7 protein-coding genes are annotated in these 11,325 nt (G+C 47.1%); 4 read left to right on the top strand and 3 right to left on the bottom strand.

Annotation, left to right across the window (positions count from 1 at the left end; genetic code table 11):
- Nucleotides 1-31: 31 nt before the first annotated feature.
- From C8E01_RS14990 to purL, 4 genes are all read left to right on the top strand, one after another.
- The gene (locus tag C8E01_RS14990; protein WP_116544265.1) at nt 32-613 is read left to right on the top strand and encodes a hypothetical protein; all 582 of its coding nucleotides are present in this window, start codon (nt 32-34) and stop codon (nt 611-613) included.
- 164 nt (nt 614-777) lie between these two features.
- Entirely contained in the window at nt 778-2,508 is a 1,731-nt protein-coding gene (locus C8E01_RS14985; RefSeq protein WP_116544264.1) for an alpha/beta fold hydrolase, read from the top strand.
- 167 nt (nt 2,509-2,675) lie between these two features.
- Nucleotides 2,676-3,146, top strand: coding sequence for a YehS family protein (locus C8E01_RS14980; RefSeq protein WP_116544263.1), 471 nt, complete (start codon nt 2,676-2,678; stop codon nt 3,144-3,146).
- 293 nt (nt 3,147-3,439) lie between these two features.
- Entirely contained in the window at nt 3,440-7,120 is a 3,681-nt protein-coding gene (gene purL, locus C8E01_RS14975; protein WP_116544262.1) for a phosphoribosylformylglycinamidine synthase, read from the top strand.
- A gap of 403 nt (nt 7,121-7,523) precedes the next feature.
- On the opposite strand, the gene C8E01_RS14970 is transcribed toward purL, so the two are convergent.
- The 3 genes from C8E01_RS14970 to C8E01_RS14960 all read right to left on the bottom strand — a co-directional run bounded on the left by C8E01_RS14970 (nt 7,524) and on the right by C8E01_RS14960 (nt 11,273).
- Entirely contained in the window at nt 7,524-8,198 is a 675-nt protein-coding gene (locus tag C8E01_RS14970) for a LytR/AlgR family response regulator transcription factor (protein WP_116544261.1), read from the bottom strand.
- Nucleotides 8,199-8,395: 197 nt separating this feature from the next.
- Nucleotides 8,396-9,457 carry a serine hydrolase domain-containing protein gene (locus C8E01_RS14965; protein ID WP_116544260.1) on the bottom strand — a complete coding sequence of 354 codons (1,062 nt, stop codon included), beginning with the start codon at nt 9,455-9,457 and terminating at the stop codon, nt 8,396-8,398.
- A 298-nt stretch (nt 9,458-9,755) separates the two neighbouring features.
- Complete coding sequence (locus C8E01_RS14960) at nt 9,756-11,273, bottom strand: sensor histidine kinase (protein ID WP_116544259.1); 1,518 nt, start codon at nt 11,271-11,273, stop codon at nt 9,756-9,758.
- Between the last annotated feature and the right edge of the window lie 52 nt (nt 11,274-11,325).

Genomic DNA, 11,325 nt, shown 5'->3' with positions numbered 1-11,325 from the left:
CAGGCGCAAATAAGAAAAGACCTCGCTTCTGGTGAAGTATATCTTCAAATCGCTATCTTTAGCTAAGAAACGTGCAGAGGTTTTTAGACAAACTGCCGTTAGTGCCAAGAGTATGAAAGAAAAAAGTTTTGACCAAGTACACTTTCTGTGCAGCATTATAGAGCAATTTCCAGACAATTGTGTTGCGGAGTTACAGTGCAACTGGACATCAATCACCTATAGTGACAAAGAAATAGCAGAAATAAAAAAGTATACTATTAACTCAATCCAAGACTGCAAAACGGACAGGCAGGCAGAAGTTTTCAAATCTTCCCTATTTGACAGTTATAAGTATCAAAAACCACAGTTTGGGAAATTTACTGTTTGGAACGGCGGACTTAATTTGCTGATTACGGATAGGAATAAAAATGCAATCATTGGAAATCTGAAAGAATTCTTTGACAACAGAGACATATGTCATTGTCAAATTTATACGCTGGAGAATCAAATTGCAGAATGCTATGACACGTTTAATCACAGCAAACTTGACAGTGAAATATTCTCGTTCACGGAAGAAGAAAAACAAAAGTTCGGTGATAACGACATCGACATTTATTTTGACAAATTTGACTAAAAACACCAAGCACTAACAAGTTTCATAATTTAGGTTCGGCTATGCCTCCCCACATTATGCACGAGCCGTTGTGCCTCATGCTAACTCATATTCAGAAGCTGCTTGTATAAAATTCAGTACCTCTTAAAGTTCATAGGCTTTTTATCACACTCTTGACCCAATTAATGAAAACATTCAAACTGTTCCTGCATTTTATTTTATTTCTAGCTTATACTTCGGCAGCTTCTCAAAACCTGACCTTAAAAGGAGAGGTTGTTTACAGGTTTCAGAATGAGCCTGTGCCGTACGCCACTGTAGGAATAAAGGGAAAAAGCCTGGGTACTGTTGCCGATGAAAATGGGAGGTTTAGCTTTACTATTCCAGCTACTGCTGTTTCTGATGAGGAGGAGGTAATTGTCTCCTGCGTTGGCTACAAAAGTGTTGGAACTACCGTTGCAGCTTTTAGGCAAGGGCATCAGCTAATTAGCCTGCCACCAGCTCAGATAAAGTTAAACGAAGTAACGGTGAAGGCACGAAAGGTCAAGACGAAGACCTTTGGCAGGACGGGAAACTCCACGATGATGGTGTCCAACATGTATACAGAAAACAACCTCGTGTCCGATGAGCTTGCCAAAGAGCAAGGCACAATTCTAAACCTGGATGAGGAGGTTCTCCTTAGGGATTTCAACATGTACGTTGTGTTCAACAGGTTCAAATACGTCAGGTTCCGCTTAAATTTATACAGCGTAAAAGACGGTTTACCTGACCAGTCGTTATTGAAGGAAGATATACGGTTTGATGTCACGGAGAAGAAGGGTTGGGTGAAGGTGGACCTCAGTAAGTACCACATTTTTCTGGAAGGGCAGGACAAAGTGGCGGTCACCATTCAATGGCTGAAAAGTGAGGCCATTGAGGGCAACAGAAAATCTTTTGCCATTTCTGCTGTTCCCATTCCTACTCATTCCATACTCTTCCGCGACAAAAGCCAGGACCAGTGGAAAGAGGTGAGCCCTGGCTACCTGAGCTTTTACCTCAAAGCTGACTCTTATAAAGGAAAGAATAAAAACACCCAATCAGAAAATCCCCCAGCAGAGGACTATTTGCTGCCTGACAGCTTAAAATACCTTAGGTACATCGCCATGCAGACGCCTAATAATCTGCAAAGCAAATATAGTTATGGAGATAGCTTAGAGGTCGGGAACTATGTAAACGCGAACAGTGCGAAACTATACTATGAGAGTTATGGCCAAGGAGAGCCGCTCCTGCTGCTCCACGGGAATGGGCAATCTATTTCCGCTTTTTCTCAGCAGATAGCATCTCTGTCAAAGTACTTTAAAGTAATTGCCGTGGACACCCGCGTCCACGGAAGAAGCAGTGATAAAGACTTGGAAGAGCTTACCTATGACCTATTTGCGTCAGACATGAAGCAGTTGCTGGACTCCTTGAGTCTGAAGCAAGTAAACGTGCTAGGGTGGAGCGACGGCGGAAACACGGCTCTAAAGATGGCTTTAAACCACCCTGAATACGTGAAGAAGATCGCCATCATGGGAGCAAATCTTTTTCCAGATAAAACAGCTATAGAAAGCGGGCTTTTAGACTTGTTCAACAAGCAGCTTGAGGAATTGGAGGGGAAGGTGGACGAGCAATCACTAAACCGGTCAAGACTTCTGAGACTGCTGCTATATGAACCGCAGATGAGCTTTGAAGATATGAGCGCTGTCCGTGTTCCAGTGTTGGTGATGGCAGGGGAGCATGACGTAATTCTGGAGTCACACACCAAGGCAATAGCTGAAAGTATCAAAGGGGCAAAATTGATTATCTTTAAAGACGCCTCCCATTATGCTCCGCAGGAAATATCGATTGAGTTTAATAAAGCTGCCATAGAGTTTTTTGCCCCTCAAGATAGCAACTTGTAAAGTTGTACCTTGAATCAGAGTAGCTGAATCAAAAAGTGTTAATTCGCATTCAAAATAAAGCACGAAAGCACAACAAAGTGCAGCCTTTACCCTTTCTCCGCTACGGTCATCTGCTGCACGAGTAAAGCTAAGGCGGTATTTATAAAGAAATCATTCAAAGTATAAACATGAACAACAACGATATTTTACGCCGGCTCCGCTATACATTTGATTTTAATGACTCTAAACTGATGGAGCTTTTTAAGTCTGGGGGAGAAGAGGTAACCCGCGCACAAATCATCGAGTTGATGAGAAAGGAAGATGAGCCCGGGTTTAAGGAAATGAGCGACCTGCACCTGGCAGCTTTTCTCAATGGTTTTATAACCGAGAAACGCGGCAAAAAGGAAGGCGAGCAACCTAAGCCCGAAAATAAACTGAATAACAACATCATACTTCGTAAGCTCAAAATTGCCCTGAACCTGATAGACGAAGACATCCTCGATATTCTGGAACTGGTAAATTTCCGGTTAAGCAGGCACGAACTCAGCGCCTTTTTTCGCAAACCCGACCACCAGCATTACCGCCCGCTTCAAGACCAGATTCTGCGCAACTTCCTACACGGCTTGCAACTAAAGCACCAACCCGAATCAGGTAAATAAGATAGTTTTAAACTCGCAAAATGCACAAAACTTAGTAGAAGCCAAACCCTGTTCTCCCCTACTCTTCTCAAAAAATTATCCTTAATTTGGCCGAAAATTGGCTTACAGAGAAAATTACATCTAATTGAGCGGCATTCAGGATGCTCTTCTCACCATACAATTTACCCGGTTAGTGCATACCCACAATCAGCACCAGCCAGACAATTACAATAGAAATGCCGCTAATCTTGGCCCTTTCCTTCCCAATTATCTAAATTTGAACCGTATCTTTGCGTATAGAAAAATAACTAAGCATGCTTCACTTCTTTTTTAGTCAGCCCGATACAGTTTACGCCGTGCAATCCGAGCGGGAACTAAGCGCTACAGACATTCAAAAACTGGAATGGTTATTCGGCAACGCCACTCTAAAGCAGGAAACTGTGCTGAGTGGCTTTTTTGTTGGCCCCCGTGCCGCCATGATCACCCCATGGAGTACCAATGCGGTAGAGATCACGCAGAACATGGGCATCGAAGGCATTATCCGCATCGAAGAGTTTAAAACAGTGGCGGAAGATTTCACGGATTTCGACCCGATGCTTTCCCAAAGGTATAAGAGCCTGAATCAGGAGATCTACACCATCAACATCCAGCCTGAACCTGTGCAGCCTGTGGAGGATATTGCTGCCTATAACAAGCAGGAAGGTCTGTCGCTGAGCGAAGAAGAAGTAGAGTACCTGAATAAGCTCTCTGAAAGAGTAGGCAGGCCGCTGACTGATTCTGAAGTGTTCGGTTTCTCGCAGGTTAACTCCGAGCACTGCCGCCATAAGATCTTCAATGGCAAGTTTGTAATCGATGGCGAAGAGAAAGAGAGTTCGCTCTTCAAACTTATCCGCAAAACATCTGAGACACACCCGAACGATATTGTTTCGGCTTATAAAGACAATGTGGCCTTTGTTAAAGGGCCGGTAGTGCAGCAGTTTGCCCCAAAACGTGCCGATATACCTGACTATTACCAGATAAGCGACTTCGAATCGGTTATTTCCATTAAAGCTGAAACGCATAACTTCCCGACTACGGTAGAGCCCTTTAACGGTGCTGCAACCGGCTCGGGCGGTGAGATTCGCGACCGATTGGCTGGTGGCCAGGGATCCCTTCCCCTTGCCGGCACCGCGGTATACATGACAGCCTTGTCACGTCTCGAAAAAGACCGCCCCTGGGAGCAGGCCACGCAGGAACGCCAGTGGTTGTACCAAACGCCGATGGATATCCTGATCAAAGCCTCGAACGGTGCCACGGATTTTGGCAATAAGTTTGGACAGCCCTTGATCACAGGTTCGGTGCTGACCTTTGAGCACGACGAGAAAGCGGATCAGATCGAAGCGCCACGTAAACTGGGCTACGACAAAGTGATCATGCTGGCTGGTGGCGTGGGCTACGGCAAAGCCAGCCAGGCACAGAAAGGGCATCCGAAAACTGGCGACAAGATCGTGATTTTGGGTGGTGAGAACTACCGCATCGGTATGGGCGGTGCTGCCGTTTCCTCTGCCGACACCGGCGAGCACGGCACAGGTATAGAACTCAACGCGATCCAGCGCTCTAACCCCGAAATGCAGAAACGCGCTGCCAACGCCATCCGTGGCTTGGTAGAGAGCGAGCACAACCCGATCGTTTCGATTCACGACCACGGCGCAGGCGGCCACTTAAACTGTCTTTCAGAGTTGGTAGAAGAAACTGGCGGTAAAATAGACCTGGACAAACTGCCTGTAGGCGACCCCACCCTATCGGCCAAAGAAATCATCGGCAACGAATCGCAGGAACGCATGGGCCTGGTGATCGGTGAAGCAGACATCGCTACCCTGCAAAAGATAGCCGACCGCGAACGCGCTCCCATGTATACCGTGGGTGACGTGACCGGCGACCAACGCTTCACGTTCCAGTCGTCGTCTACCGGCGAAAAACCGATGGACCTGGAGCTGAGCGACATGTTCGGCAGCTCGCCGAAAGTGGTGATGAACGACAAGACTGTTGACAGAGCTTACCAGCCGGTAACGTATGACCAAAGCCAACTGCATACCTACCTCGAGCAGGTATTGCAACTGGAAGCTGTTGCCTGCAAAGACTGGCTCACCAACAAAGTAGACCGCTGCGTGGGCGGCCGTGTGGCCAAACAGCAGTGTGCTGGTCCGCTGCAATTGCCGCTCAACAACTGCGGTGTGATGGCGCTGGACTTCCAGGGCAAAGAGGGAGTTGCCACTTCGGTAGGCCACGCCCCTATCTCCGCCCTGATCGACCCGGCTGCAGGCAGCCGCAATGCCATTGGCGAATCCCTCTCCAACATCGTGTGGGCTCCCATGAAAGATGGCCTGCAAAGCGTATCGCTTTCTGCCAACTGGATGTGGGCGTCGAAAAACGAAGGAGAAGACGCCCGCCTGTATAAAGCCGTAGAGGCCTGCTCAGAGTTTGCGATTGCCCTGGGCATCAACATCCCGACGGGTAAGGATTCGCTTTCGATGAAGCAGAAGTACAAGGATGAAGATGTGATTGCACCGGGCACGGTGATCATCTCGGCAGCCGGAAATTGCAGCAATGTACGCCAGGTAGTAGAGCCTGTTTTGCAACGCGAGGGCGGCAATATCTATTACATCAACCTGTCAAACGACGCCTTTAAGCTGGGCGGTTCTTCTTTCGCACAGGTCCTGAATAAGATCGGCAACGAAACGCCGGATATTACCGATGCAACGCTATTTAAGAACGCGTTCAACACACTGCAGCAGTTGATCAAAAACGGTAAGATAGCCGCAGGCCATGATATTGGCAGTGGCGGCCTGATCACAACCCTACTGGAGATGTGCTTTGCCGACAACAACCTGGGTGCTTCTATTGACCTTACGTCTTTGGGTGAAGCCGACAGCATCAAAGTGCTGTTTGCTGAAAACATCGGCGTAGTGTTCCAGGCATCAGAAGAAGTAGAAGCAACCCTGAAAGCCAGCAATGTTCCGTTCCATAAAATAGGCACTGGCACAAGCGGCGCAACGCTTGAGTTAAAGAATGGAGCCGATGCCTATACCTTCGACATCGCCCAGTTGCGGGATACCTGGTTCAAGACCTCTTACCTGCTGGACATCAGGCAAAGCGGTGCGAAAAGCGCTCAAGAGCGTTTCGACAACTACAAGAAGCACGAGCTGACCTATACCTTCCCGGCAAACTTCGACGGCAAAAAACCGGCGATTGACAGCGCCAAGCCACGAATCAAGGCGGCGATTATCCGGGAGAAAGGCAGTAATTCGGAGCGTGAAATGGCCAACGCCATGTACCTGGCCGGCTTCGACGTGAAAGACGTGCACATGACCGATCTGATCTCGGGAAGAGAGACACTCGAAGATATCCGCTTTATCGGTGCTGTTGGTGGCTTCTCCAACTCCGACGTACTGGGTTCGGCCAAAGGATGGGCCGGAGCTTTTATGTACAACGAGAAAGCGAAGAATGCCATCGAGAACTTCTTCAAGCGCGAAGACACCCTTTCGGTAGGTATATGCAACGGCTGTCAGCTATTCGTGGAGCTTGGCTTCATCACGATGGGTCATGACCAGAAAGCGCGCATGCTGCACAACGTGAGCCAGAAACACGAAAGTATCTTTACGTCCCTGACCATCCAGGAAAACAAATCGGTGATGTTATCAAGCCTGGCCGGTTCCACGCTGGGAGTTTGGGTATCGCATGGCGAAGGGCGCTTTAGTTTGCCGCACACCGAGGACAAGTACCAGATCGTTTCGAAGTACGCCTACGAAACCTACCCGGCCTGTCCGAACGGCTCAGACTACAACACCGCCATGATCTGCGATGAAACAGGTCGCCATTTGGTGATGATGCCGCACATCGAGCGTTCGCTTCTGCAGTGGCAGTGGGCGCATTACCCGAAAGGCCGTCACGACGAGGTATCGCCTTGGATGGAAGCCTTCGTGAATGCCAGAAAATGGCTGGAAGCGAACCAGTAGGTATACGCTTTAGATAAATTGAAAAAGGCGCTCCGGTTAATTCCTGAGCGCCTTTTTTATGTCGTTAGCTTGTCATCGGCTTTGCTGATACTATTATACCTCCCAGTTGTTCTGTGAAAAAGAGGGACTCTCAAATATTGGCAGAGTTTACTATCGAAAAACTATCCCCTTGAGGGGATTAGAGGGGTGTTTCACTCAAGGGGAGGGCCATTTCATTATACTTTTTGTCATCCTGTAAGGATCTTGGTAACAGATAGCATCAGCTTAATCTCCCTCCCACCAAGTTTCTTAACAGAATGACAGAGGGATTAGGCATATTTCCCTGAAACTGTAAACACCCCTCTGCGCTCCCCTCAAGGGGAGAATCTCCTGGAATAAAACTGCACCGCCTTAGGTATAGAAATCAAATCCCCTGCAGCTGCTGCATGTAAGAAGCTCCCACCGGCACTTCATTTCCTTTGATGCATACCTGGTGGCGCTCTATTTTGTCGATCTGCTTTTTGGCCACGATGTAGGAACGGTGTACCCGCACAAAGCTGTCTGCAGGCAGTTGCTCGCTCAGTTCCTGTATCGTCATGCGCGAGAGCAGCTTCTTGCCTTCCAGCACGAAGGTGACGTAATTGCCCGCCGCCTCCAGGTATAGGATCTCGTCGTAGTGTACCTTTACCTGCTCGTAGCCGGTTTTGAGGAAGAGATAATCCTTCGCCGGAGCCGTTGTGCCGCGCAGTTGCAACAGTTCCTGGGCTTTGTTGCAGGCCTTCACAAACCTGGGCAGCGAAAAGGGTTTCAAAAGGTAGTCCACCGCATCCAGCTCAAAGCTCGTCACGGCATGTTCAGAATAGGCGGTTGTGAAGATCACCATGGGCTTTTTCGGCAGGCTGGTCACAAACTCCAACCCGGAAATATCGGGCATTTTGATGTCCAGGAGCAGCAGGTCGACCGGTTCGTTTTGCAGGAACTCCAGGGCCTTGAAGGCATCCGTAAAGCAGCCCACCAGCTCCAGGTAAGGTACTTTGGCAGCGTGCGCGCGCACCACTTCCAGGGCCATCGGTTCGTCGTCTATTGCTATTGCGCGCATATCTGTTTTTTTAGTGCAGACCTGTTTGAGGGTATTTTATTTTACTTATTCTTTTGATAAAAAGCACTGCGAAAGCCAATAAATAAATCGCCATCCTATGACAAGCTTTTATCCAGATTTGATCAGCAGTACCTTGCAGCTGTGGAGCCAGGAGCAGACCTGTCGTACCACGTTTCTTCTGTTCTACTCTTCAACCCTTAATTTACAGATTCCAATTTTGGCAAAGCGTATTCCTTGTTTAATAAAATATGAAAGATCCCCATCACAATTTCTTTGTAAGCATAATCAACCCCATTAAAGGTGTATGCAAAAGTCAAGTCTTGTTGAGGCATATAAACCAGAAGGGATTTAAATGCGTCCATACCTCCCATGTGGCCAATCATTTTTTCCTCCTGTAAAATAGGAATAGGGTACATTCCAATCCCAGGTTCTTTCTTCATTATCGCAAGGGAATTTTCAGTTACTAACTTTCCATCAAAAAGACCGTTCATAAACTTGTTGAGATCTTCTGGAGTTGAAATTATCCCTGCCGCTCCACGGGGAATGCTTAAGTCAATATGAATGGGTTTTTCCCACACGCCATCTTTCTTTTCGTAGGAAATTGACACGAATTTTTTAGGGTTATTTTCCCCGTAATAAGTATTTTTTAGCTTAAGGGGTTTGAGGATCCGCCTTTCCAGAATTTTACCGAAATCCATATTTTCAATATCTTCAAGAATGAATGATAGTATGATATAATTCGTATTGGAATAGTCTCTTTTATCCCCAGGAGCGAATACACTGCCGTTTTCTTTGATTTTGTTCAACAACTCGTCCTTACTCCTTTTTTCTACCATCCACTCGTTAAAATTTGGAGTTTTTATAATATCAAAAAGACCACTTTTGTGCTGCAGGAGTTGCTGTATGGTTGTTTCATCTGCGTTCGGCAATTCGGGGTAAAAGGCAGCCAGCTTGGTCTCTAAAGATAATTTGCCTTCTTCAACTAGCTGCATGACAAGCGTAGCAGTGAACATTTTGGAAACAGATCCAGTCCTGTATTTCGTGTGAGCCGTTGCTTTTATTTTTTTATCTACATCGGCATAGCCAATTGATTTTTGATACACACTTTCACCCTTATGATAGACCGATAGACTGCCCATCGCTTTGTCATACTTTTCTAAGAAGAAAAATAAGCTGTCCATTTTTTTTGTCTCGAACACCTGCGCAGATAAGCTTGTGGCGACAAATAGAAAACCGCAAAAGAATACTAGTATTTTCATGATGCTGATGTTTTGATGGCTGATTGCTAAAGAACCTGTTTAGAGTTTCTTATTTTTACTAATTTCTCTGTTAAACAAGACAGAGAAAGCATACACGTGCAGATTGAGCCAATGCCTGTCCCTGTTTCAAACCTGATGAGCTATGCTTTAAATCTATCCTCCCATGTATTTGCATGTACACAAGCTTTACTTATAACCACCAGAGAACTAGAGACCTGGCAAAATATCTTTGCAAACAGTTTTGCTACACTAATTCTTTGCACTAAACAGCATCTGTAGCAAAAAACAACCTCAGTGCCTACAATTGCAGTGTGAGGTGCACGAAAAACTCTTCCGGCGTATCGCGGATGATCAGTTCGTGCCGCTCCGGGTACAGGAGATTGAGTCGCTGTCTCACGTTGATCAGACCTATACCTGAGGCGTCTTTCTCCGGGTCCTGCTCTGACTTCTTCTGCTTGCTGTTATACACGTCAAAAAAGATCTTATTCTGCTCGCTGTGCAGACTTATCCGGATCCAGGACCTATGCTTGAGACTGATGCCGTGCTTGAAGGCATTTTCAATGAAAGGGATCAGCAGCATGGGCGCAATGTAAAGGTCTCCTACTACATCGTCAATCTTGGTCTCGATCGAGATGTTGGGTGAGGCCGAGGTGCGCAGCAGCTGCAGGTCAATGTAGTTGCGCATGTACTCGATCTCACGCGAGAGCAGGATTTTCTGCTGGTGGTTTTCGTGGAGCATAAAGCGCATCATGTCGCCCAGCATCTGTATACCTTGCGCAGTACGTTCGCTGTTTTCCTGCAGGGCTGTGCCATATAACGTATTCAAAGCATTGAACAGGAAATGCGGGTTGATCTGGGAGCGCAGAAAATCGAGATTGGCAGTGGAGCTGCCCAGTTCTTTCTTGAGCACAAACATTTCTTCCTTACCGGCCAGTTGGCGTTTGAAGATCAGCCAGGTTATAGGGCCGGTTACCAGAAATTGGAACAGGGAGTTTACAAAGCTGATTTCGAGCGCGCTTTCTTCACTGTGCAGGGCAACCATCAGTAGCAGGAAAACAGGCACATACGCCAATGCCTGTATCAGCAGCACCCGGGCCTGGTAAGCCAGGAATTTTCGCTTCGACTTGCGGGCTGCTGGTATCAGGTAATGCAGCGATACAAAATACAGGACTATCGCATTGAGAGAAATTATCGCCCACAAGGCGGTCTCATTATCGCCGATGTTGAACACCACCATCATGAACACACTTACCAGCCAGACTATCGCCACCGTTATCAGCTCCTGGGTTACAAGGCGGTACCGGGACTGAATGGCTGCGGCATTGTCGAGGAGATAGTGCGCCACATACTTGATGAAGGTATAGAAGCTGAACACCAGCAACAACCACAGGGTGTTTTGAAAACTGCCCTGGAAAATATCTTCCCAAAACGCCTCTGCCGAGTAGTACATGAAAAGCTGGTGGCCTTTGTAATAGGTATCGGTGATACCCGTCAGGAGACCAACCGCTACAAAGGTGAGCACCAGCAACAACACGTTCCACCACAAGGCCTCTTTGCGCATTAGGCGCGGCACTACTTTAAAGTTGAGCAGCAGAAACGCCAGGTAGATACAGGTATAGCGCACGAGCTGGGGCCAGAAAAAATGCTCGTAGTAGTTGTACACTACACCGGCCTGCATAAACTCATACTCATTCGGACTGTATTCGATGAAAAGCGAAAACAGTGAGGAAACAAAGATGGCCGTAGCCGCCCAGAACTCTATTTTAGCTGTCTGGATGGGCTTTACAACATGGTGATTGAGTGTTATATCATTCATAAAACAATGATAAATGAAAGGGTTGAGTATAAACAATAAATGTGATGAATGC

The sequence above is a fragment of the Pontibacter virosus genome (assembly GCF_003096355.1).
In the GTDB taxonomy this organism is placed as follows: domain Bacteria; phylum Bacteroidota; class Bacteroidia; order Cytophagales; family Hymenobacteraceae; genus Pontibacter; species Pontibacter virosus.
Note: the sequence above shows the minus strand (reverse complement) of the source record. Positions and strands in the feature narration are given on the sequence as shown.